The 22,189-nt window shown below is 66.6% G+C and carries 19 protein-coding genes and 1 tRNA gene; 14 read left to right on the forward strand and 6 right to left on the reverse strand.

The window, feature by feature from the left end; genetic code table 11:
• Positions 1-9: 9 nt before the first annotated feature.
• Together ACAM54_RS18575 and ACAM54_RS18580 are read right to left on the reverse strand one after the other, a co-directional pair.
• A complete protein-coding gene (locus ACAM54_RS18575) occupies positions 10-507 on the reverse strand; it encodes an aminoacyl-tRNA deacylase (protein ID WP_192323648.1) in 498 nt (165 codons plus the stop codon).
• Positions 508-660: 153 nt separating this feature from the next.
• Positions 661-1,722, reverse strand: a complete 1,062-nt coding sequence (locus ACAM54_RS18580; RefSeq protein WP_369648527.1) for an aldo/keto reductase — start codon at positions 1,720-1,722, stop codon at positions 661-663.
• A 115-nt stretch (positions 1,723-1,837) separates the two neighbouring features.
• Between ACAM54_RS18580 and ACAM54_RS18585 the strand changes: the two genes are divergently transcribed.
• Positions 1,838-2,767, forward strand: a complete 930-nt coding sequence (locus ACAM54_RS18585) for an alpha/beta fold hydrolase (protein ID WP_369648528.1) — start codon at positions 1,838-1,840, stop codon at positions 2,765-2,767.
• Positions 2,768-2,780: 13 nt separating this feature from the next.
• Here the strand turns inward: ACAM54_RS18585 and ACAM54_RS18590 are convergent, their stop codons facing one another.
• A complete protein-coding gene (locus ACAM54_RS18590; protein WP_369648529.1) occupies positions 2,781-3,473 on the reverse strand; it encodes an aspartate/glutamate racemase family protein in 693 nt (230 codons plus the stop codon).
• A 247-nt stretch (positions 3,474-3,720) separates the two neighbouring features.
• Here ACAM54_RS18590 and ACAM54_RS18595 point away from each other — a divergent pair, with 247 nt between their 5' ends.
• The 6 genes from ACAM54_RS18595 (at position 3,721) to ACAM54_RS18620 (ending at position 11,353) form a co-directional block, all read left to right on the forward strand.
• A complete protein-coding gene (locus ACAM54_RS18595) occupies positions 3,721-6,111 on the forward strand; it encodes a type VI secretion system Vgr family protein (protein WP_369648530.1) in 2,391 nt (796 codons plus the stop codon).
• A gap of 13 nt (positions 6,112-6,124) precedes the next feature.
• Positions 6,125-6,589, forward strand: coding sequence for a hypothetical protein (locus ACAM54_RS18600; RefSeq protein ID WP_369648531.1), 465 nt, complete (start codon positions 6,125-6,127; stop codon positions 6,587-6,589).
• Complete coding sequence (locus tag ACAM54_RS18605; protein WP_369648532.1) at positions 6,586-9,186, forward strand: DUF2169 domain-containing protein; 2,601 nt, start codon at positions 6,586-6,588, stop codon at positions 9,184-9,186. The genes ACAM54_RS18600 and ACAM54_RS18605 overlap by 4 nt, the downstream gene beginning before the upstream one ends.
• Positions 9,183-10,232: a pentapeptide repeat-containing protein gene (locus ACAM54_RS18610; protein ID WP_369648533.1), complete on the forward strand. Its 1,050-nt coding sequence runs from the start codon at positions 9,183-9,185 to the stop codon at positions 10,230-10,232. The genes ACAM54_RS18605 and ACAM54_RS18610 overlap by 4 nt, the downstream gene beginning before the upstream one ends.
• A 61-nt stretch (positions 10,233-10,293) precedes the next feature.
• Positions 10,294-10,932 (forward strand): DUF3540 domain-containing protein, encoded by a 639-nt coding sequence (locus ACAM54_RS18615; RefSeq protein WP_369648534.1) that lies wholly within the window; start codon positions 10,294-10,296, stop codon positions 10,930-10,932.
• A gap of 28 nt (positions 10,933-10,960) precedes the next feature.
• A complete protein-coding gene (locus tag ACAM54_RS18620) occupies positions 10,961-11,353 on the forward strand; it encodes a DUF4150 domain-containing protein (RefSeq protein ID WP_015866561.1) in 393 nt (130 codons plus the stop codon).
• Positions 11,354-11,378: 25 nt separating this feature from the next.
• Here ACAM54_RS18620 and ACAM54_RS18625 read toward each other — a convergent pair whose 3' ends face one another.
• Genes ACAM54_RS18625 through ACAM54_RS18635 form a run of 3 tightly spaced genes read right to left on the reverse strand, consistent with a single transcriptional unit; the run spans position 11,379 to position 13,764 of the window.
• A complete protein-coding gene (locus ACAM54_RS18625) occupies positions 11,379-12,200 on the reverse strand; it encodes a MetQ/NlpA family ABC transporter substrate-binding protein (RefSeq protein ID WP_369648535.1) in 822 nt (273 codons plus the stop codon).
• Between the two features lie 36 nt (positions 12,201-12,236).
• Positions 12,237-12,899 carry a methionine ABC transporter permease gene (locus tag ACAM54_RS18630; protein ID WP_055803217.1) on the reverse strand — a complete coding sequence of 221 codons (663 nt, stop codon included), beginning with the start codon at positions 12,897-12,899 and terminating at the stop codon, positions 12,237-12,239.
• Positions 12,892-13,764, reverse strand: a complete 873-nt coding sequence (locus ACAM54_RS18635) for a methionine ABC transporter ATP-binding protein (protein ID WP_145746028.1) — start codon at positions 13,762-13,764, stop codon at positions 12,892-12,894. Before ACAM54_RS18635 ends, ACAM54_RS18630 begins: the two co-directional genes overlap by 8 nt.
• A 235-nt stretch (positions 13,765-13,999) precedes the next feature.
• Here ACAM54_RS18635 and ACAM54_RS18640 point away from each other — a divergent pair, with 235 nt between their 5' ends.
• The 7 genes from ACAM54_RS18640 to ACAM54_RS18670 all read left to right on the forward strand — a co-directional run bounded on the left by ACAM54_RS18640 (position 14,000) and on the right by ACAM54_RS18670 (position 22,112).
• Positions 14,000-14,812, forward strand: coding sequence for a MetQ/NlpA family ABC transporter substrate-binding protein (locus ACAM54_RS18640; RefSeq protein WP_369648536.1), 813 nt, complete (start codon positions 14,000-14,002; stop codon positions 14,810-14,812).
• Positions 14,813-15,005: 193 nt separating this feature from the next.
• Positions 15,006-16,110 (forward strand): peptide chain release factor 2 gene (gene prfB / locus ACAM54_RS18645; RefSeq protein WP_369648537.1). Its coding sequence is split into 2 segments (ribosomal slippage): positions 15,006-15,086 and positions 15,088-16,110, totalling 1,104 coding nucleotides; the frame shifts between segments, so codons are not numbered across the junction.
• 3 nt (positions 16,111-16,113) lie between these two features.
• Entirely contained in the window at positions 16,114-16,803 is a 690-nt protein-coding gene (locus tag ACAM54_RS18650) for an HAD family hydrolase (RefSeq protein WP_369648538.1), read from the forward strand.
• Positions 16,787-19,495: an aminopeptidase N gene (pepN, locus tag ACAM54_RS18655; protein WP_369648539.1), complete on the forward strand. Its 2,709-nt coding sequence runs from the start codon at positions 16,787-16,789 to the stop codon at positions 19,493-19,495. The genes ACAM54_RS18650 and pepN overlap by 17 nt, the downstream gene beginning before the upstream one ends.
• Before the next feature lie 131 nt (positions 19,496-19,626).
• Positions 19,627-20,640 carry a class 1 fructose-bisphosphatase gene (locus ACAM54_RS18660; protein ID WP_369648540.1) on the forward strand — a complete coding sequence of 338 codons (1,014 nt, stop codon included), beginning with the start codon at positions 19,627-19,629 and terminating at the stop codon, positions 20,638-20,640.
• A 25-nt stretch (positions 20,641-20,665) separates the two neighbouring features.
• Positions 20,666-20,741, forward strand: a tRNA-Thr gene (locus ACAM54_RS18665).
• 342 nt (positions 20,742-21,083) lie between these two features.
• Positions 21,084-22,112, forward strand: coding sequence for a phosphate acetyltransferase (locus ACAM54_RS18670; RefSeq protein WP_369648541.1), 1,029 nt, complete (start codon positions 21,084-21,086; stop codon positions 22,110-22,112).
• The last annotated feature ends 77 nt before the right edge of the window (positions 22,113-22,189 follow it).

Here is a 22,189-nt window from a genome sequence, read left to right on the forward strand (position 1 = left end):
CCGCGCCGGCTATTCTGCCAGCGCGCACTGCACCGGCGTGGCGCCCAGCAAGGCGATGCACACCTGCGGGTCGATGCCCACCAGGTAGCCGCGCCGCCCGCCGTTGATCGCGATCCTCGGCAGTTCGAGGATGGTCGACTCGATGTAGACCGGCATCCGGCGCCGCGTGCCGAAGGGCGAGGTGCCGCCCACCATGTAGCCGCTGTGGCGCTGCGCGACCTCGGGCTTGCAGGGCTCGACCGACTTGGCGCCGATCTGCCGCGCGAGGTTCTTGGTCGACACCGTGCGGTTGCCGTGCATCAGCACGATCAGCGGTTTGGCGTCCTGGTCCTGCATCACGAGCGTCTTCACCACCGTGAAGGGATCGAAGCCCAGCACGGCAGCGCTGTGCTGCGCGCCGCCGTGCTCCAGGTACTCGTACGGATGCTCGGTGAAGGCGACCTTGTTCGCGCGCAGCAGCTGCGTCGCGGGGGTTTCGCTCACGTGAACTGCGCTCTTCTTTGCCATCTCACGCGTCCCGGAAACAGCCGACCCGGCGATCTCTCCCTCCCCTTCGCGGGATGCCGTGGAACCGGCTCTGCCGGGCCACTGGCGTCGCCCCCGGCGAGGGGGTGGGCGAAGCGACACGAAGTGCGCAAAGCCTGGGGGAGAGCCAATCCATCACGCCGCCGGGTCCCGGATCTCCCACCGGATCCTGTCGATCTCGGCCAGCACCTCGGGCGAGAGCGTGGTGCCGTAGGCATCGATGTCTTCGTCGAGCTGCGCCAGCGTCGTCACGCCGATGATGGTGCTCGCCACCTGCCACTTGGTGTAGCAGAACCCCAGCGCAAGCTGCACCGGCGTGAGGCCGTTGTCGCGCGCGAGCTGGTTGTACAGGCGCGCGGCCTTCAGCGCATCGGGGCGGCCCCAGCGCAGCTTGCGCACCGACTCGTAGCGCGTGATGCGCGCATCCTGGGGCGCATCGGGCCCGGTGATGCCGCTCTTGTCGTACTTGCCGGTGAGCAGGCCGTAGGCCAGCGGCGAATACGCCAGCAGCGACACGCCCAGCCGGTGCATCGTCTCGTCCAGCCCGTTCTCGACGCCGCGGCTCGCCAGGTTGTAGACGTTCTGCACCGTGGCCACGCGCGGCAGCCCGTGCTGCTCGGCCAGCCGCACGAACTCGTGCACGCCGTAGGGCGTCTCGTTCGACAGGCCGATTGCGCGCACCTTGCCGGCCTTCACCAGCCCGCCGAGGGCTTCGAGCTGTTCGCGGATCGGCGTCTGCGAGACCTCCTTGGCCGGGTCGTAGTAGATGTTGCCGAAGGCCGGCACGTGGCGCTCGGGCCAGTGGATCTGGTACAGGTCGATGACGTCGGTCTTCAGCCGCTTCAGGCTCGCGTTGCACGAGGCCACGATGTCGGCCGCCGTCATGCCCACGCCTTCGCGCACCCATGGCGTGTTGCGCAGCGGGCCGGCCACCTTGGTGGCGAGCGTGATCTTCTGCCGCGCACCGGGGTTGGCCGCGAACCAGTTGCCGATGATGGTTTCGGTGACGCTGTAGGTTTCCTGGCGCGTGGGCACCGAGTACATCTCGGCCGTGTCGATGAAATCGACGCCGCGCTCGAGCGAGCGGCTCAGGATGGCGTGGGACGTGGGCTCGTCCACCTGCTCGCCGAAGGTCATGGTGCCCAGGCAGATCGGGGTGACGTGCAGGTCGCTCTGGCCGAGTTGGATTTTTTTCATGCGCGGGATGCTACCGCCCTCCTCCCCGATGCGCTGGCCGCGGGCCTAAAACCCGAGCGGGCGCTGTCCTGTGCCGGACTGCGCCCCATCGCCGGGCTCCTTATCATCGGCGCCCATGTACCAAGCCCTCCGTCCCTCGCGCAGCGAATTCGTGCCCGTGCGCAACCTCCGCTATCACGTGCGCCTCTGGGGCGAGCCCTCGGCCGCACGGCCGCCGCTGGTGCTGCTGCACGGCTGGATGGACGTGGCGGCCTCCTGGCAGTTCGTGGTCGATGCGCTGGCCGAGGAGCGCTGCATCATCGCGCCCGACTGGCGCGGCTTCGGCCTCACCGACGGCGGCGGCGTCGACAACTACTGGCTGCCCGACTACCTTGCCGATCTCGAATGGCTGCTCGACCACTACGCGGGCGAAGGCGACGCGGCGCGGCCGGTCGACCTGGTCGGCCACAGCATGGGCGGCAATGTCGCCATGCACTACGCGGGCGCCCGGCCCGGGCGCATCCGGCGCCTCGTCAACCTCGAAGGCTTCGGCATGCCGGCGCGCAAGCCCGAGGAAGCGCCCGCGCGCTACGGCCAGTGGATCGACGAGCTCAAGCGCCTGCACCGCGGCGAGATGGCGCTGGCGGGCTACTCGGCGGTGGACGGCGTGGCGCGGCGGCTCATGAAGACCAACCCGCGCCTCACGCCCGACAAGGCCGGCTGGCTCGCGAGCCATTGGTCCGCGCTCCAGGTACAGGCCGACGGCAGCGAGCGCTGGCAGATCCTCGGCGACGCCGCGCACAAGATCATCAATGCCAACATCTTCAGGGTCGACGAAACGCTGGCGCTCTATGCGCGGATCTCGGCCCCCACGCTGATGGTCGAGGCTGCCGACGACAGCCTGCAGGGCTGGTGGAAGAACCGCTACACGCTCGAAGAATTCCACGAGCGGCTGAAGTCCGTGCCTTCGGTGCGCATCGAGCAGGTGGCCGAGGCGGGCCACATGCTGCACCACGACCAGCCGCAGCGCGTGGCCGGATTGATCGAGCAGTTCCTGGCCGGCTGAGCCGGCCGGCGCGTCAGGCCGCGGCGCGCCGCAGCGCCGCGCGCGCCAGCAGCCGTGTGGAGTCGAGCGTGGGCAGCGGCGAATTCACGTCGTTCATGATGAGTGGAATCTCGGTGCAGCCGAGCACCACGGCATCGCAGCCGTCTTCGTCCTTCATGCGCTGGATCACGCGCCGGAACGCGAGGACCGCGTCGGGCGTGAAGACGCCGCGGACCAGTTCGTCCATGATGATGCGGTTGATTTCCTCGCGCTCCAGGGCCGTGGGCCGGACGTACGCGAGCCCCCTGGCCGAGAGCTTTTCGGGATAGACCTCGCTGTCCACCAGCCAGCGCGTGCCGGTGATGGCGAGGCGCTGGAAACCGCGCTGCACCGCTTCGTCGGCCACGCACTCGGCAATGTGCAGCCAGGGCAGCGGCGAACGCGCCTCGATGAAGGGCAGCGCCTGGTGAATGGTGTTGTCAGGGCAGACCAGGAAGTCGGCGCCGATCTTGGCGAGCTTGCTCGCCGAGGCAAGCATCACCTCGCCCACGCCACGCCAGTCGCCGCGGTAGATGTGCGCCATGTAGTCGGAAAGCGAGGGCGTGTGCATGGCCACTTCGGGATGCGCATGCGGGCCGAGCAGCTCGGCCCCCTCCACGCAGATGGTCTGGTAGCAGAGCGCCGCGCCTTCGGCGGAACACCCGACGATTCCGATGTGCTGGGTCATCCGCACATGCTACAGGCGGTGGCGCCGGGACCGCAACGCGCATGAGGTCCGCCGCACGCTGGCCTGCTACTTGCAATGAAGCGGATATGCCAGATGCAAAGGGCACAACGATGAAGCACCCTTGGCCCCATGCGGGTTCACCGGTGAACGAGCGCTTCAAACATAAGTTCGCAAACATTGCTTCGGCCGCCATGCAGTGGTCGATGCTGGTGCAGGAGGTGCGGTCTTGAGCAAGGGAGTTTTTCGCATGCCCCGAGTCGTACGCGCACACACGCCGCTGGGCGAAGACCAGCTCATGTTCCGTTCGATGCACGGAACCGAGGGACTGTCGCAGCTGTTCGAGTTCGAGGTCGAACTGCTGAGCCCCAGCATGTCGATCGACATGAAGGCGGTGCTGGGCAAGCCGCTCGCCCTCGAGATACAGACCGCGGGTGCGCCACGCTTCCTGAATGGCCAGATCGTCCGCTTCACGATGATCGGCAAGGAAGGCGGTGCCTCGCGCTACGTGGTCTACCGCGCCACGGTGCGGCCATGGCTCTGGTATCTCACGCGCACCAGCGACTGCAAGATATTCCAGAACAAGTCGGTGGTCGACATCCTCGAAGAGGTGTTTGCGGACTACGGCTTTGCGTTCGAGAAGAAGCTCAGCGCCAGCTACAGGCAGTGGGAGTACTGCGTTCAATACCAGGAAACCGACTTCGCCTTCGTGAGCCGCCTCATGGAGCACGAAGGCATCTACTACTACTTCACGCACGACAAGGACCAGCACACGCTGGTGCTGGCCGACGACATCGGCGCCCACGAAACCCTGCCCGGCTATGCCAAGATCAGCTATCTGGCCGCCGACCGCGGCGCCGACCCGTGGCAGGAAGTGATCGACCAGTGGCAGGTCACCGAAGAGATCCGCCCCGGCACCTACGTGGTGGACGACTTCGATTTCAAGAAGCCCCGCGCCGAGCTGATGAACATGCGCAGCCAGCCGCGCGGCAACGATCACGGCCAGTACGAGATGTACGAATGGCTCGGCGGCTTCAGCGAGGCGGAACAGGGCGAGCACTATTCGCGCATCCGCCTGGAGGAAGCGCAGGCGCAGGCCGAGCGCGACATCGGCCATACCAACGTGCGCGGCATGGCGCCCGGCTACCGCTTCACGATGCAGAACTGCCCGCGGCAGGAAGACAACCGCGAATACCTCGTGGTGTCGGTCTCATATGCGCTGCGCGAAGGCGGCTACGCCAGCGGCAGCGCCGAAGGCCACTACAGCTTCGACTTTGCCGTGCAGCCCGCCGCCTGCGTCTTCCGCGCGCCGCGCGTCACACCGCTGCCGCGCACCAACGGACCGCAGACGGCCACGGTGGTCGGCAAGGCGGGCCAGGAATTCTGGGTCGACCGGTACGGCCGCGTGAAGGTGCAGTTCCGCTGGGACCGCTACGGCAAGAGCGACGAGAACAGCTCCTGCTGGGTGCGCGTCTCCAGCGCATGGGCCGGCTCCAACTACGGCGCCGTCAACCATCCGCGCAAGGGACAGGAGGTGGTGGTCGACTTCATCGGCGGCCACCCCGACCGCCCGATCATCATCGGCCGCGTCTACAACGCCGACCAGATGCCCCCGCTCGAACTGCCGGCGCAGGTGACGGTGAGCGGCTTCGTGAGCCGCAGCCAGGACGGCTCGCCGGCCAACGCGAACGAATTCATCCTGGACGACGCGCCGGGCTGCGAGCTGGTGCGCATCCATGCCGAGAAAGACTTCGAGATCGACGTCGAAAACGACCTCAGGATCCACGTCGAGAACGACGAGACAGAAACCGTCGACGGCCACCGCAACACCCACATCCTGAAGACCGACACGCTCACCGTCGACCAGACCCGCGATACCCTTGTCAAACAGAAGGACACCGCCGAATACCGCAACGGCTCCAAGCTCACCGTCTCGGGCGCGCTCACCGAGCACTTCTTCGACAACCGGATCGAGACCACCACCAAGCTCGGCTCGAAGGAGACGGTGCTCAGCGGCCTGTCGGAGGTCACGGTCAACGGCGGCCTGCGCCACGAGACCTTCGACAAGGGATTGCTGGTCGACGTGAAGCTCGGCATGGACGAGGAGATCCACACCGGCAACTCCATACTGAAGACGCTCGACGGCAACCGGCAGGAAACCTACCAGACCGGTTGGCAGCGAACCATCGTGAGCGGCGGCGGCAAGGACAACATCAAGGATGGCCTCGAGGAAACCATCGAGACAGGCGACCACAACTCGACCGTCTCGGCCGGCGACTACCACGGCAAGGCCCAGAAGGTGACCATCGAGGCCACGGCGGGCGACGTCGAGATCAAGGCCAGTGGCGACTTCACTTTCGAGGGCAATCACGTCAAGCGCGTGAACCGCGTGCTTCTGTGGGACTGGTCGCCAACCGCGGTGACGGCCACCGGCCTGTCGAGCGCGACCTACGGCGTGAACAACAGCAACGCCGGCTTCACGTTCACGACCAACATCAAGAAGATGGATGCCACCGCGCAGATCATGAACATGTACGCGCACCAGGCCAACTTCGGCGCGGTGAGCTTCTCGAACGTGGTGGCCTCGGAGCATACCGGCGGCTTCTGGGGGGCGCTCAAGGGCTTCGTGCTCTTCGGCTGAACGCCCTGGCCCGATGCCGGATGTCTCCTTCTCGATCTGGTGGGTGCTGGCACCGATCCTTGCGTGGCTGGGGTTCACTCTTTGCGTCACGCTCGTGCGCGAACACCGCAAGCACGCCGAGAGACTGTCGCGCACGCAGAGCGCCCTCGGCATCCTCTCGCGCGGCACGCCTGCCATGGCACAGGTGATCGCCCTTTCCGACACCGGCCAGCGCCGCTCGGGCGAAGGCACGACCTGGGCGATCGCGAAGCTGCGCCTTCGCGTACAGGTTGCCGAGACCGGCGAGATCTTCGAGGTAGACCAGACCACCGCCATTCCCCTCGCCGAACTGCCCGGCCACGCGGCCGGCCAGACCATCGCGGTGCGCTTCGATCCCGCGAGCCGCGAGGTCGCCGTCGAGCGCAGCGGTACGTCGGCAGCCCACTACGGCGCCGACAGCTCCCGGCTTCGTGCACCTTCGGAGGTTTCCGGCCGATGAAAACCGTCAAGCCGCTGCGCCTGGGCATCCTCACCCGGCCGTACCGCTGGCAGGGCGTCGACCAGCTCGGCGTGGCCGTCACGGCACTCGTCAGCCTCGAGGCGGAACCGAAGCTCATGGCTGACCAGGAGCTGTGGCAGACCGTCGGCGAAGAGATAGGCGGCCTGGGCGTGTTCGACGCGGGCGTGCCCAAGTGCATGCCGGAGGTGCTCGCGAGCGGCCATGGCTACACCCACCACCAACAAGACAAGACCGTCTGCGCCGTGCGCCTGCGCGTCGCCGATCTCGAGAAGTGCCTGCACGTGTCGGGCGACCGCTACTGGCTCGACGGCCGCCTGACCGCACCCCAGCCCTTCGAGGCCATGCCGCTGGACTGGGCGCACGCCTATGGCGGACCGGGCGTGCCGGAGAACCCGGCGGGGATCGGGGCGTTCGACGAGCTGATCAACGGCATCCACACGCGCCGCGCACCCAACGTGGAAGCCGTCCATGCCCGCGTACGGTCGCGCAGGCAGGCGGTGCCGCCCGCGAGCTTCGGCGCCGTGCCCATCGACAGCCCGCAACGCATGGCCCAGATGGGCAGCAAGTTCGGACGGCACTGGCTGGAGCACCACTTCCCCGGTTTCGCGCAAGACATGGACTGGCGCTTCTTCAACGCCGCACCCGAAGACCAGCGCTGGCCCGCGCGGCAGGAGCTCCCGCCCGGTGCGTTCTACGAAATTCTCAACATGCACCCGCAGAAGCCGGTGCTGAGCGGCCACCTGCCCGACTGGCGCGCGCGCTGCTTCGCGAGCTTCGACAAGGAAGGCCGCGGCCTGCACGAGATCAGCCTGCGCCTGACCACAGCCTGGTTCTTTCCGCACCGCGAGCGCGTGGCGCTGATCTGGCACGGCGTGCTGCCGGTGCGCGAGGACGATGCGGCAGACGTGCGGCACATCATGCCGGCACTCGAGCTGCCACAGGAGCCGCGTGAGCTCGCACACTACCAATCCGTGCTGCTGCAGCGCCTGGACACCGCGCGCGGAGGCCTGCTCGCCTTTCGCGACAGCGACCTTGCACCCAAGGCGGTCCTCGGGCGCTGGGGCATCCTCGACACACCCGACCCGATGGCGCGACCACTGCTGCGCAACCTGCGTGCCGGCCAGCAGCGCGACCACGAAAGCCGCCGCGCCGAACTCATCGCGCTGGGCGTCGATCCCGACAAGTACCTGCCGGCGCCCCAGCCCCCCGCCCCGCCGCTGGAATTCGACGACGTGCCCGAATACTTCGAGCGCATGCAAGGGGAAATGATGGAAGCCCGAAAAAACCTGCAAGCCCAGGGCGAACAGATGCGCCGCAGGCAGGAGGAAGAGATCGACCCCGCGCTGCTGCAGAAAAGCCGAGAGCAGCCGCAGCGCTTCGATCCCGACGCGCTGATCCGGCAGCTCGAACAGCTTGCCGCCACGCCACCCGCCGGGAATCACGCAAGCCCCGCGCCCGCGTCCGTCTCTCTCGGCACCAGGGACCGGATGACCGCGCAGATCAGGCTGGGCTACCTTCACGGCGCCCATCTGTCCGACGCCGCACCGCCCATGCCCTCGTTCCGAGCCGCGAAGATCCGGCGGCGGCTGGCCGAGGCCGCGCCCGGCGCGCGCAATTTCTCGGGCATGCGGCTCGTTGGGGCCGATCTCTCGGGCATGGACCTGCGCGGGGCCGACTTCTCCGGCGCCGCCCTCGAAGACGCCAACCTCGACAACGCGCAACTGTCGGACGCCAACTTCAACGGCGCGGTGCTGGCACGGGCCCGGCTCTCGCGCACGTCGCTGGCCAGTGCAACCTTCCGCAACGCCAACCTTGGCGCAGCGCACTGCGAATTCGCCGATTTCTCCGGCGCCGACCTGAGCGGCGCCAACTGCGAGAAGACGCGCTTCACGTCCTGCAACATGGCCAACACCGCGCTCGACCAGACGCGCTTCACCGAGAGCGAGATGAGCCATTGCGACTTTCGCGGCTCCGACTGGCATCAGGTCTTCCTGACCAAGCTGCGCATGAACGGCATGGCTTTCGACGGCGCCTCTTTCCAGCAGGTGGTATGGCTCGAGTGCACGCTGGAGGATGTGCGCTTCGTCAACGCGTCCCTGGTGCGCTGCAGCTTCGTCACGAGCGACTGCAGCCGGTCGGTCGATTTCTCCGACGCCCGGCTCGATGCCTGCAGCTTCGCGCACGGCAGCACGCTGGCCGGCGCGGTATTGCGCCGCGCCGCACTCAAGCAATGCGGCCTGCGAACAACGCCGCTGCCACAGGCAGACCTGCGCGAAGCGCGTCTGGACAACTGCGATTTTTCGGAATGCGCGCTGCAGAGCGCCAACCTCGAGCGGCTCGTCGCGGGCGAAAGCCTCTTCGTGCGCGCCGACCTCACCGGCGCCACCTTGCGCAGCGCCAACCTCATCGACGCCAACTTCTCGAAGGCCGTCTTCACGCAGGCCGACCTGAGCGGCGCCAACCTGTTTCGCGCCGACGTGTCGCAAAGCCTGATCGACGGCACCACCCATCTGCTCGGCGCCTACACACGGCACGCCAAGACCTGGCCCGCGCGACGCGCCGCAGCGCCCGAATGACCCGCGATGAACTGGTCGACAGGATCCGCCACGGCACCCAGGTTGGCAACGCCGATTGCAGGGGGTGGGACTTGAGCGGCCTCGACCTCTCCGGCGCGATGATGGACGACGTCGATTTCAGCGGCGCGAACTTCGCCCGGACCAATCTTGAAGGCAGTTCGCTGTCGCACTGCAAGCTCTCGGGGTGCGACTTCTCCTTCGCTAGACTGAACGAGGCGCAGTTCTTTCGCAGCCGCATGGAGACAGCGCGGTTCGATGCCGCCACGCTGGAGGGAGCCTCCTTCGTCGAGTGCCATGCGGCCCAGGCGAGCTTCGCGCAGGCCACGCTCGATCTCACCAAGTTCTTTCGCTGCGAGCTGACGGAAAGCCGCCTGCAGCCGCGGCAGTTCGAGCGGGCGAGCTTCATGGAATCGCAACTCGACAGGGCCGATTTCACCGGCGCGGCGCTGGGCTATGTGACGTTCTACCGCCTCGACCTGAAGACGGCGATCTTCCAAGGTGCATCCGGCATCAACGCGATGTTCCTGGAATGCGACCTGAGCGGCCAGCGCTTCGCGGGCCTCTCGCTGCGCATGTGCCAGTTCACGGACAGCCGCCTGGACGACGCCGACTTCAGCGGCGCCACGATCACGCAAGGCAACTTCAAGGGCACCACGCTGAAACGCGCGAACTTCTCGAAGGTGGATGCATGCCAGACGCTGTTCCCGGAAGCCGACCTGAGCGATGCGAACTGCAGCGGCGGGCGCTTCGACCAGTCGATCTGGGTCGAGGCCCTGCTGGAACGCGCCGACTTCTCGCAAGCCCGCATGCCGCTCGGCGTGTTTCACCGCGCGCGCTGTGCCGGCGCGAACTTCCGCCACGCCGACATGCAGGACGCCGATCTTTCCTATGCCGACCTGACCGGTGCCGACCTGGGTGGTGCGCACTTCCTGCGCACGCGCTTGCACCGCGCCCAGCAGCAGGGCGCCCGCTTTTCCAGCCGCGACGGGATCATCGACAACGAGCCCGAACTCTTCAAGGCACAGGCCTGGTCCGATTCGCACTGAGCCCCGCACCCGGCCACCCGCTTTCCAGACGCCCCCAGCAAATCAAGAAAAGGAATCCACCATGAATGTCATTCCACTGCGCCCCGCCCTTGCGGCAGCCGTCGCGCCGGTTCATTTCGTGGGCCGGCTGGCGGCCGCACTGCCCGATGCGCACTTCGATGTCGAAGACGAGAACGGCGCGACCTGGCGCTGCCGCCGGGCCGCCAGTTGCCTGCTGCGGCCCGAGGTGGGCGACACCGTGCTGCTGTCCGGACCGGATGGAGCCCGGGTGTACCTGATCGCCGTGCTCGAGCAGGCCGATGGCGCGGTCAGCCGCGTCGAAACATCAGGCGCCCTCTCGATCGAGAGCCCTGGCGATGTACGGCTGCGCAGCGGCGGCGAGCTCCAGATGCACGCCGCGCAATGGAAGCTCCAGGCCGGCAGCGGACAGTGCCGCGTCGACGACCTGCACTTCACCGGCCAGGCCCTCGACGCCACGGTGGGCCGGCTGCGGCTGGTCGGGCGCGTCTTCGAATCGGTGAGCGATCGCCTCGTTCAGATGGCGCGCAACGCGCTGCGCGTGGTGGACGAGACCGAGCAGGTCCGTGTGGGCCATCTCGACTGCGAAGCCAGCGGCACGGCGCGCCTGCATGCCCGGCACACGGTCGTCACGGCCAGCGAGCTCGTGAAGGTCGACGCCGCGCAAATCCACATGGGCTGACCCGGCCCGCAACAAAAGGAGCACCGCGATGTTTGCCAACTGCCAGCTGATGGGAATGGACCTCGCCTTCCCTGACGTCTGCAAGACCCCGCCTGCCGCGATGGCGCCCATTCCCTACCCCAACATGGCGTTCGGCCCCACGGCCGTGCCCAACGCGTGGAACATCCTCTTCATGTGCATGCCCGCGCACAACATGGCGACCACCACGCCGATCACGCTGGGCGATACCACCGGCGCCGGGGGCGGCATCGTCTCGCAGACCTTCATGAGCCAGTCGCGGCATGTGACGGGCGCGTTCACCGTGCTCATCAAGGGGACGCCCGCCACGCGCATGACCAGCCTGAGCACGCAGAACCGCAGCAACATGGTGGGCATGCGGCTCGTGCCCAGCCAGTGCAAGGTGATGATCCTCTCGCCCTGAGCGCGCGCGCCGAGCTCAAGGGGAGTTACTGCAGGAAGCTGGGCTTGGCATAGCCCTGGAACTTGCTGTCGACCACGGCCTTGAATTCCTTCGAGCGGTAGGCCTCGGCGATGTCCCTGGCCCAGGGCGCGTTCTTGTCCGCGCTCTTCACGGCCACCACGTTCAGGTAGTAGTCGGGCGTCTTCTCGAGCACCACGGCTTCATTGAGCTTCAGGCCCGACGAGATCGCGAAGTTGCCGTTGACGATGGCGTATTCGGTATCGCCCAGCGAGCGCGGCAGCTGCGCGGCCTCGAGCGGAATGAACTTGAGCTTCTTCGGGTTCTCGGCCACGTCCTTCTCGGACGCGCGCAGCGGATCGACGCCGGGCTTGATGGTGATGAGCTTGTTCTGCTCCAGCAGCACCAATGCGCGGGCCAGGTTGCTCGGGTCGTTGGGCAGCGTGAAGCGGTCGCCCTCCTTCACCTCGGCCAGCGTCTTGCGCTTGGTGGAGTACACGCCCAGCGGCGCGATCGGGCCCTGCACCAGTTCGGCAAGGTCGAGCTTCTGGTCGGCCGAGAACTTCTTCAAATAGACCTGGTGCTGGAAGAAGTTGGCATCGAGCGAACCCTGCGCGAGCGCGAGGTTGGGCTGCACGTAGTCGTTGAACTCGACCAGCTTCACCTTGTAGCCCTTCTTTTCGAGGATGGGCACGATGCCGGCCTTGAGCTGGTCGATGTTGGAGCCGGCGGTGCCGCCGATCACGAGGTTCTTCTTGGCTTCCTGGGCCTGCGCCAGCGAAAGGCCGCCGAACGACAGGGCAACCAGGGACAGGGCAAGGACGGAGCGGCGCAGCAGAGCGGTTTTCATGAAATCAAAAAAGAGAAGGAACGAGAGAAAAAAGATTCAACGCTTGTCCAGCCTGCGCGCCGTGGTGTTGCCCACGAACTGCAGGATCTGCACCAGCACCACGAGCAGCGCCACGGTGAGCACCATCACGTCGGTCTGGAAGCGGTAGTAGCCATAGCGGATCGCCAGGTCGCCGATGCCGCCGCCGCCCACCACGCCGGCAATCGCCGAGTAGGAGAGAAAGCTCACCGCCAGCACCGTGAGCGCGAGCACCAGGCCCGAGCGCGCCTCCACCACCAGCACGCGCCAGACGATCTGCAGCTCCGAGGCGCCCATGGCATGCGCCGCCTCGATCACGCCGCGCGGCACTTCGCGCAGGCACTGGTCGACCAGCCGCGCGAAGTACGGAATGGCCGCGAACGACAGCGGCACCGCGGCCGCCAGCGGCCCGATGGACGTGCCCGCGATCACCCGCGTGAACGGCACCAGCGCCACCAGCAGGATGATGAAGGGAAACGAGCGCACGGTGTTCACGATCCAGTTGAGCACCAGGAACGCCGGCTTGTTCTCGAGCGACTGGCCCGGCCCCAGCAGGAACAGCAGGATGCCCAGCGGCCCGCCGATGAGCACCGCGGCCGAGAGGCCGATGGCCAGCATCAGGAAGGTCTGGCCCGTGGCGGTCCACAGCTCGGGGAGGATGGGCGCGATGTTCTCAAACATAGGCCACCTCCTGCGGGCTGCGCTGCAGCGACGGCGGGTGAGGCTCGATGGGTTCGCGCGCCTCGCGTTCGCGGCGGCGCACCAGCGCGTCGATCTCGCGGCCCAGCGCCGTCTTGCGCTCTTCGCTCGGCGCATCGACCACCGCGAACTGCTCCACCAGCCGTCCCTTCTCCAGGATGGCCACATTGCGGCACAGCACCTCGACCACCGAGAGTTCGTGCGTGACGATCACGATGGTCACACCGATCTTCTGGTTGATGTCGCGCAGCGTCTCGAGCAGCGCGCGCGTAGTTTCGGTGTCCAGCGCCGAGGTAGGCTCATCGCACAGCAGCACCTGCGGCCGCGGCGCCAGCGCACGCGCAATGGCCACGCGCTGCTTTTGCCCGCCCGAGAGCTGCGCCGGGTAGGTGTCGATCTTCTCGGCCAGGCCCACCAGGGCCAGGCATTCGCGGACCCGCGCATCGATCTCGGCCCTGGAATGGCGGCCATGGATCTTCAGCGGGAAGGCCACGTTGTCGAACACCGTGGCGTTCTGCAGCAGGTTGAACTGCTGGAAGATCATGCCGATGTTCTGGCGCGTGTCGCGCAGCTCGCGGCGCGAGAGCGTCGTGAGGTCGCGCCCGCCCACGAAGACCCGGCCCGCATCGGGCCGCTCCAGCAGGTTGATGAGGCGCAGCAAGGTCGACTTGCCCGCGCCGCTCTTGCCGATCAGGCCGAACACGTCGCCGGGGTGGATGTCGAGCGAGAGCGACTGCACGGCGTCGAACACCTCGCCGCTGGGCAGTGCGAAGGACTTCTGCACGGATTGAAGACGGATCACGGGCTGCGCGTTGCCGCGGCCCGCATCGGAAGAAAGGTTGCTCATGAAAAAGGCAGCGGCGGGCGCGGAGCCGGCCACAAAGGTTCGCGAAAAGGGGCCGAGTATGAAAACAAAGGCGCCAAAAGGGAACGAACAAATCGGCTCATGCATATGCATGAAAACGCATAAGACGCCCGAATTGCCCGACGCAGACGCCATATCGATATGTCCATTGGTTCGTTCCCAAATGCGCCGGGCAATGCCACATTCGCGCCCTCCTTTTTTGATTTCGCGCAACAACATGCACACCACTTTCCGCCGCCGCACCCTCGCCCTTGCCACGCTGGCCGCCGCCCTTCTTGCCGGCAACGCCGCGCTTGCGCAAGACAAGAACACCGTCAAGGTCGGCGTTTCCGTCGGCAGCGCCGAGCAGGTCTTCGAAGTGGTGAAGAAGGTCGCCGCCAAGGACGGCCTGAACATCCAGGTCGTGGTGTTCAACGACTACCAGCTGCCCAACGCGGCCCTGGCCTCGGGCGACCTCGATGCCAATGCCTTCCAGCACCAGCCCTTCCTGGACAACCAGAACAAGGCACGCGGCTTCGACATCGTGCCCGTGGGCCTCACCATTACCGCGCCGCTGGGCTTCTACTCGCGCAAGATCAAGACGATCGACCAGTTGCCCGAGGGCGCCTCGGTCGGCATCCAGAACGACCCGTCGAACGGCAACCGCGCCCTGCTGCTGTTGCAGTCGGCCGGCCTCATCACGCTGAAACCCGAGGCGGTGAAGAACAACACGGCCACGCCGCTGGACGTGGTTTCGAACCCCAAGAAGCTCAAGCTGGTGCCGCTCGATGCCGCCCAGCTGCCGCGCTCGCTCGACGACCTGGCGATTGCCGCCATCAACAACGACTACGCCGAGAAGGCGGGCCTGTCGCTCAACAAGGATGCGGTCATCAAGGAATCGGCCAGGAGCCCGTACGCCAACCTGATTGCCGTGCGCCGCGCGGACAAGGACAAGCCCTGGGCCAGGCGGCTGGTGGCGGCCTACCAGTCGCCGGAGGTGAAGAGCTTCATCGAGACGCAGTTCAAGGGCTCGCTGGTCCCGGCGTTCTGACTTTCTTTTTCTTCTCCCTCCCCTCCCGGGGGAGGGTTGGGGTGGGAGCAAGCGGCACTCGCAATGGGCGCCCTGCCCGCCCCCATCCCAGCCTTCCCCCAAAGAGGGAAGGAGCAATACAGCGCCGTTCCTGGGTGGGTTATCGGTCCATGAGAAAATGCCCGGTTTCCCCCGAACACAGTCAGGACACCCCATGGACGCAGAACAAATCAACCAGATCGGCGCAACGCTTGCAGACCTGAGCGCCCGGACTGCGGATTTACGGAGGTATCTTTGACTACGATGCCAAAGCTGAACGACTGAGGACAGTCAACGCATCGCTCGAAGATCCCAACGTCTGGAACGACCCCAAGAAGGCCCAGGAACTGGGCCGCGAGAAGAAGTCGCTCGACGACGTGGTCGTCACGCTCGACCGCCTCACCAGCGGCCTGTCGGACAACACCGAGCTCTACGAGATGTCGAAGGAAGACGGCGACCTGGACGGCTTGCAGTCCATTGCCGATGACGCCGCCGCGCTCGAAGCCGACATCAAGCAGCTCGAATTCCGCCGGATGTTCAACAACCCGGCCGACCCGCTCAACGCCTTCGTCGACATCCAGGCCGGCGCCGGCGGCACCGAGGCCTGCGACTGGGCCAGCATGCTGCTGCGCCAGTACCTGAAGTACGCCGAGCGCAAGGGCTTCAAGACGCAGATCGAGGACGAAACCCCGGGCGACACCGCCGGCATCAAGGGCGCGACCATCAAGGTCGAGGGCGATTACGCCTTCGGCCTCTTGCGCACCGAGACCGGCGTGCACCGCCTGGTGCGCAAGTCGCCGTTCGACTCCTCGGGCGGGCGCCACACCAGCTTTGCCAGCATCTTCGTGTACCCGGAAATCGACGACTCCATCGAGATCGAGATCAACCCGGCCGACGTTCGCACCGACACCTTCCGCGCCAGCGGCGCGGGCGGCCAGCACATCAACAAGACCGACTCGGCCGTGCGCCTCACGCACATCCCCACCGGCATCGTGGTGCAGTGCCAGGACGGCCGCAGCCAGCACAGCAACCGCGACGTGGCGTGGAAGCGCCTGCGCTCGCGCCTGTACGACCACGAGATGCGCAAACGCCAGGAAGAGCAGCAAAAGCTCGAGGACAGCAAGACCGACGTGGGCTGGGGCCACCAGATCCGCAGCTACGTGCTGGACAACAGCCGCATCAAGGACCTGCGCACCAACGTCGAAGTCTCGGCCACGCAGAAGGTGCTCGACGGCGACCTCGACGTGTTCATCGAAGCCTCCCTCAAGCAAGGCGTGTAACCGATGAGCCTGACGCACGGGAAGGTCGAAGCCCTGATCTTCGACATGGACGGCACCATGATCGACTCCATGCCCTGGCATGCGCGCTCGTGGGTGGAGTTTGTCGAACGCCACGGCCTGAAGCTCGACGTGACCGACATTCTTGCGCGCACCACGGGCCGCACCGGCGCCGAGTGCATGCGCGAGCTGTTCGAGCGCGAGCTGGCCGACGACGAGTGCCAGGCACTGGTGCACGAGAAGGAAGAGATCTACCGCGCCCTCTTCCACGACAACTTCACCGAGGTGGCCGGCTTCACGGCCTTTGCCAGGGCCGCCGTCGCACGCGGCCTGAAGGTGGCGGTGGGCACGGCCGGCGACCGGCACAACATCGAGTTTGCGATGTCGCGCCTGAAGATGGACCCGCTGCCGCTGGCCATCGTCGGCGGCGACGAAGGCTTTGCCGGCAAGCCCACGCCCGAGATCTTTCTGGAAGCCGCGCGCCGCATCGGCGTGGCGCCCGAGCGCTGCATCGTCTTTGAAGACGCCCCCTTCGGCATCGAGGCCGCGCGCCGCGGCGGCATGCGTGCCGTGGCCGTGTGCAGCACCCATACCGCCGCCGAGCTTGCCGGCCCCCATGTGATTGCCGCCGTTCGCGACTACGACGAACTCGCCCATTCGAATTTTCTGGAGACACTCGATGCTGCTGCAGCGTGACGCCCAAGGGCAACCGATTGCCATTCGCCGCGAAGACTATGCCGCCCCGGCATTCTGGATCGACACCGTCGACCTCACCTTCGACCTCGACCCCGCCAAGACCCGCGTGCTCAACCGCATGCAACTGCGCCGCAACCCCGACGCGCCGGCCCAACCCCTGCGCCTGGACGGCGACGAGCTGAACCTGGCGCGCGTGCTGGTCAACGGCCAGGGCGCATCGTTCCGCATGGAAGGCGACCAGCTCGTGCTGGACGGCCTGCCGTCCGCCGAAGAAGGGACCTTCGAGCTCGAGATCTTCACCACCTGCTGCCCCATCAAGAACACCAAGCTGATGGGCCTGTTCGTGAGCGAAGACACCTTCTTCACGCAGTGCGAGGCCGAGGGCTTCCGCCGCATCACCTACTTTCTCGACCGTCCGGACGTGATGGCGATGTACACCGTGACGCTGCGCGCCGCCAAGGCCGCCTACCCGGTGCTGCTGTCGAACGGCAACCTCGTCGAGCAGGGCGAGCTGCCCGAAGGCCGCCACTTCGCCAAGTGGGTCGACCCCTTCAGGAAGCCCTGCTACCTGTTCGCGCTGGTGGCCGGCAAGCTGGTGGCGCGCGAGCAGCGCATCACCGCGCGCAACGGCAAGGAACACCTGCTGCAGGTGTACGTGCGCGCCGGCGACCTCGACAAGACCGAGCATGCGATGAACTCGCTGGTCAACTCCGTGCTGTGGGACGAAGCCCGCTTCGGCCTGCCGCTGGACCTGGACCGCTTCATGATCGTCGCCACCAGCGACTTCAACATGGGCGCCATGGAGAACAAGGGCCTGAACATCTTCAACACGAAGTACGTTCTGGCCAACCAGGCCACCGCCACCGACGCCGACTACAGCAACATCGAAAGCGTGGTCGGCCACGAGTACTTCCACAACTGGAGCGGCGACCGCGTCACCTGCCGCGACTGGTTCCAGCTGTCGCTGAAGGAAGGCCTCACCGTCTTCCGCGACCAGGAGTTCAGCCAGGACCTGTGCGCCGACGCGTCGGCCCGCGCCGTCAAGCGCATCGAGGACGTGCGCGTGCTGCGCACCGCCCAGTTCCCCGAAGACGCCGGCCCCATGGCCCACCCGGTGCGGCCCGACAGCTACATCGAGATCAGCAACTTCTACACCGTCACCATCTACGAAAAGGGTGCCGAGGTGGTGCGCATGATGCAGACGCTGGTCGGCCGCAAGGGCTTCGAGCGCGGCATCACGCTCTACTTCGAACGCCACGACGGCCAGGCCGTGACCTGCGACGACTTCGCGCAGGCCATTGCCGACGCCAACCCCGATTCCGAACTCGCCCGCCTGCTGCCCCAGTTCAAGCGCTGGTACAGCCAGGCCGGCACGCCGCGCCTGGCCGCCCACGGCGTGTACGACGCGCAGAACCGCAGCTACACCCTGAGCATCGTCCAAAGCTGCCCGCCCACGCCGGGCCAGGCGACCAAGGAACCCTTCGTCATTCCGGTGAACATCGGCCTGCTCGATGCGAGCGGGCGCGAACTGCCGCTGCAGCTCCAGGGCGAAAACGAAGTCACGCGCGGCACCCGCACGCTGGTGCTCTCGCGCGCCGGCGAGCAGATCACCTTCGTCGGCCTCGACGCCGAGCCAGTGCCTTCCATCCTGCGCGGCTTCAGCGCACCGGTGATCCTGGACTTCGAATACACCGACGCCCAGCTGCTCACCCTGCTGGCCAACGACCCCGATCCGTTCAACCGCTGGGAAGCCGGCCAGCGCCTGGGCCTGCGCGCCGCGCTGCAGGGCATTGCAGCGCTGGCGACCGACACCACCCCGGTGCTGAACGACGCCTACATCGACGCCATGCGCAGCGTGCTGCGCAACCCGCAACTCGACGCCGCCTTCAAGGAACTGGTGCTCACGCTGCCTTCGGAAACCTACATTTCCGAGCAGCTCGACGTGGTCGATCCGCAGCGCGTGCACCTGGTGCGCGAAGCCATGCGCGCCCAGCTGGCCACCGCCCTCTTCGAAGACTGGCAGCAGGCCTACGAAGAAAACCACGACACCGGCGCCTACACGCCCGACCCGACCTCGTCGGGCCGCCGCGCGCTGGCCGGCATGGCGCTCAACTTCCTGTGCTTGGCGGCGCGCTCCTCGGGCGACACCGTGTGGCCCGGCAAGACGCTGCAGCGCTTCAAGGATGCCGGCAACATGACCGACCGCTTCAACGCGCTCAATGCGCTGGTGTCGTCGGGCCACACCCTGGCCGCGCAGGCGCTGGCGCGCTTCCATGCCATCTTCAAGGACGAGGCGCTGGTCATCGACAAGTGGTTCTCGCTGCAGGCCGGCGCGCCCGACCGCGGCGGCGACGTCCTGCCGCTGGTCAGGCAGCTGATGAAGCACCCCGACTTCTCCATCAAGAACCCCAACCGCGCCCGCAGCGTGATCTTCAGCTATTGCAGCGCCAACCCCGGCGCGTTCCACCGCCCCGACGCGGCCGGCTACGTGTACTGGAGCGAGCGCGTCATCGAGCTGGACGCCATCAACCCCCAGGTGGCCGCCCGCCTCGCCCGCGCGCTCGACCGCTGGAGCAAGCTGGCCGAACCCTACCGCAGCGCCGCGCGCGAAGCGATTGCCCGCGTGGCGGCCAAGCCCGACCTGAGCAAGGACACCCACGAAGTGGTGACCCGCGCCCTGGCCGGGAATTAAGCTCACCCCCAGGCTTCGCGCACTTCGTGTCGCTTCGCCCACCCCCTCGCCGGGGGCAACACCAGCGGCCCGGCAAAGCCGGTTCCGCGGTGTTTCGCGAACAGACCCCCACATTGCATAGGACATATCCCATGGCACAACAGAAGATTTCCCTCACCCGCTACCTCGTCGAAAAGCAGCGCGCCGACGGCCTCATTCCCGGCCAGCTGCGCCTCTTGCTCGAAGTGGTCGCCCGCGCCTGCAAGAGCATCAGCCAGGCCGTCAACAAGGGCGCGCTGGGCGGCGTGCTAGGCACTGCCGAGAGCGAGAACGTGCAGGGCGAGATCCAGAAGAAGCTGGACATCATCGCCAACGAAGTGCTGATCGAGGCCAACGAATGGGGCGGCCACCTCGCGGCCATGGCCAGCGAGGAAATGGACAGCATCTACGTGGTGCCCAACCGCTACCCGCAGGGCGAATATTTGCTGATGTTCGACCCGCTCGACGGCAGCAGCAACATCGACGTGAACGTCAGCATCGGCACCATCTTCAGCGTGCTGAAGAAGCCCGACGACACCCCCGGCGTGCAGGAAGCCGACTTTCTGCAGCCCGGCACCCAGCAGGTGGCGGCCGGCTACTGCATCTACGGCCCGCAGACCACCCTGGTGCTCACCGTGGGCAACGGCGTGGCCATGTTCACGCTCGACCGCGAGCAAGGCAGCTTCGTGCTCACGCAGGAGGACATCCAGATTCCGGCCGACACCAAGGAATTTGCGATCAACATGAGCAACATGCGCCACTGGGACGAGCCCATGAAGCGCTACATCGACGAATGCCTGGCCGGCAAGGAAGGCCCGCGCGGCAAGGACTTCAACATGCGCTGGATTGCCAGCATGGTGGCCGACGTGCACCGCATCCTGATGCGCGGCGGCGTGTTCATGTACCCGTGGGACAAGCGCGAGCCCGAAAAGGCCGGCAAGCTGCGCCTGATGTACGAGGCCAACCCGATGAGCTGGCTGGTCGAGCAGGCCGGCGGCGCGGCCACCAACGGCAAGCAGCGCATCCTCGACCTGAAGCCCACCAAATTGCACGAGCGCGTGAGCGTGATGTTGGGTTCGCGTAACGAAGTCGAGCGTTTGACCAAGTACCACGCCGAAAAGGCCTGACGGTGTTGCTATAATCCGAGGCTTCGCCGGTGTAGCTCAGTCGGTAGAGCAGCTCATTCGTAATGAGAAGGTCGGGTGTTCGATTCATCTCTCCGGCACCAATTAAAAGCCCCGTTGCTATCAAGCCGATAGCAACGGGGCTTTTTCGTTTGCGTTGTTTTCGGGCACTAGGGGAAATATCTCGACTGGGGAAACCCGAGCCTCTTTGAGCTCACCCACGTGTTAGGTGGCTAACCATCAAACGTCGTGACTCGCGAACTGGCTGCGGACTCGGGCTGAAGATCTCAGCGCAAGCATCTAAAAAAAGCCCGCGGTGGTTCACGCTCTCCGACGGCACGGCAGCGCAGCTGGTCGAAACGTGTTGCCGACTTGACGTGTGCGGACAGCCTCCAATGAGTTGCTTGCAGCAAACTGCTCGAACCGCCTAACCCTCCGGAGCCCGCATGGCCCCCTCCTCCTCCGCGCCCCATCCCCACTACGACCGCCTGATCGCCGCAGCCCGCGCCCTCCCACCGCTCCGCGTCGCGGTCGTCCACCCGGCCAGCGCCGTGTCGCTCGAAGCCGCTTTGGCTTCAGCCGCACTCGGCCTCATCGCCCCAACGCTCATCGGCCCCCGCGCAAAGATCGAAGCTGCAGCACGCGAGGCCAACGCAGACCTCTCGGCCATCCCCATCGTCGACGCCCCTCACAGCCACGCCGCAGCCGATGCCGCCGTCGCCATGGCCTTGCGCGGCGAAGTCGATGCGTTGATGAAGGGCAGCCTGCACACCGACGAGCTGATGGCCGCGGTGGTGCGGCGCGAAGGCGGGCTGCGCACGTCGCGCCGCATCAGTCACTGCTTCGTGATGGACATTCCGGGCCACGCGCAGCCGCTGATCATTTCGGACGCCGCGATCAACATCGCGCCCACGCTCGAAGAGAAGGTCGACATCGTGCAGAACGCGATCGACCTGGCGCATGCGCTGCAGATGCCGGCGGTGCGGGTGGCGATTCTCTCGGCCACGGAAACGGTCAACCCCAAGGTGCCTTCCACGCTGGACGCCGCCGCGCTGTGCAAGATGGCCGACCGCGGCCAGATCACGGGCGCGCAGCTCGACGGGCCGCTGGCCATGGACAACGCCATCGACGCCGAGGCGGCGCGCATCAAGGGCATCGCCTCGCCGGTGGCAGGCCGCGCCAACGTGCTGATCGTGCCCAGCCTGGACGCGGGGAACATGCTGGCGAAGAGCCTCAGCTTCCTGGGCGGAGCCTATGCGGCGAGCATCGTGCTGGGCACCAAGGTGCCGGTGATCCTGACGAGCCGGGCCGACTCGGAGCCGGCCCGCCTGGCCTCGTGCGCGGTGGCGTCCATGCTGGCCAAGGCGGGGCGCGAACGGCTCATCAAGGCGGTGGGCAGAGAAAGGCCACGCCTTGTTGCCATTAAAACAATCCAACTACACCTTGTATGCCAAGGCAGCGCTGATTCGCCATAGGTAGTTCTCCGGCGCCGAAGAACGCCGCGCACACGCGCCAAGCGGCCGCGGAAAGCGCATCATCGCGATGCACGAAC

It is taken from the genome of Variovorax sp. V93 (genome assembly GCF_041154485.1).
Lineage (GTDB): Bacteria > Pseudomonadota > Gammaproteobacteria > Burkholderiales > Burkholderiaceae_C > Variovorax > Variovorax beijingensis_A.

What these genes read in the sequence shown, in the direction of transcription:
- ACAM54_RS18575 (WP_192323648.1), bottom strand. Translation starts at nt 507, where the DNA reads ATGGCAAAGAAGAGCGCAGTTCACGTGAGCGAAACCCCCGCGACGCAG.
- ACAM54_RS18580 (WP_369648527.1), bottom strand. Translation starts at nt 1,722, where the DNA reads ATGAAAAAAATCCAACTCGGCCAGAGCGACCTGCACGTCACCCCGATC.
- ACAM54_RS18585 (WP_369648528.1), top strand. Translation starts at nt 1,838, where the DNA reads ATGTACCAAGCCCTCCGTCCCTCGCGCAGCGAATTCGTGCCCGTGCGC.
- ACAM54_RS18590 (WP_369648529.1), bottom strand. Translation starts at nt 3,473, where the DNA reads ATGACCCAGCACATCGGAATCGTCGGGTGTTCCGCCGAAGGCGCGGCG.
- ACAM54_RS18595 (WP_369648530.1), top strand. Translation starts at nt 3,721, where the DNA reads ATGCCCCGAGTCGTACGCGCACACACGCCGCTGGGCGAAGACCAGCTC.
- ACAM54_RS18600 (WP_369648531.1), top strand. Translation starts at nt 6,125, where the DNA reads ATGCCGGATGTCTCCTTCTCGATCTGGTGGGTGCTGGCACCGATCCTT.
- ACAM54_RS18605 (WP_369648532.1), top strand. Translation starts at nt 6,586, where the DNA reads ATGAAAACCGTCAAGCCGCTGCGCCTGGGCATCCTCACCCGGCCGTAC.
- ACAM54_RS18610 (WP_369648533.1), top strand. Translation starts at nt 9,183, where the DNA reads ATGACCCGCGATGAACTGGTCGACAGGATCCGCCACGGCACCCAGGTT.
- ACAM54_RS18615 (WP_369648534.1), top strand. Translation starts at nt 10,294, where the DNA reads ATGAATGTCATTCCACTGCGCCCCGCCCTTGCGGCAGCCGTCGCGCCG.
- ACAM54_RS18620 (WP_015866561.1), top strand. Translation starts at nt 10,961, where the DNA reads ATGTTTGCCAACTGCCAGCTGATGGGAATGGACCTCGCCTTCCCTGAC.
- ACAM54_RS18625 (WP_369648535.1), bottom strand. Translation starts at nt 12,200, where the DNA reads ATGAAAACCGCTCTGCTGCGCCGCTCCGTCCTTGCCCTGTCCCTGGTT.
- ACAM54_RS18630 (WP_055803217.1), bottom strand. Translation starts at nt 12,899, where the DNA reads ATGTTTGAGAACATCGCGCCCATCCTCCCCGAGCTGTGGACCGCCACG.
- ACAM54_RS18635 (WP_145746028.1), bottom strand. Translation starts at nt 13,764, where the DNA reads ATGAGCAACCTTTCTTCCGATGCGGGCCGCGGCAACGCGCAGCCCGTG.
- ACAM54_RS18640 (WP_369648536.1), top strand. Translation starts at nt 14,000, where the DNA reads ATGCACACCACTTTCCGCCGCCGCACCCTCGCCCTTGCCACGCTGGCC.
- ACAM54_RS18650 (WP_369648538.1), top strand. Translation starts at nt 16,114, where the DNA reads ATGAGCCTGACGCACGGGAAGGTCGAAGCCCTGATCTTCGACATGGAC.
- pepN (WP_369648539.1), top strand. Translation starts at nt 16,787, where the DNA reads ATGCTGCTGCAGCGTGACGCCCAAGGGCAACCGATTGCCATTCGCCGC.
- ACAM54_RS18660 (WP_369648540.1), top strand. Translation starts at nt 19,627, where the DNA reads ATGGCACAACAGAAGATTTCCCTCACCCGCTACCTCGTCGAAAAGCAG.
- ACAM54_RS18670 (WP_369648541.1), top strand. Translation starts at nt 21,084, where the DNA reads ATGGCCCCCTCCTCCTCCGCGCCCCATCCCCACTACGACCGCCTGATC.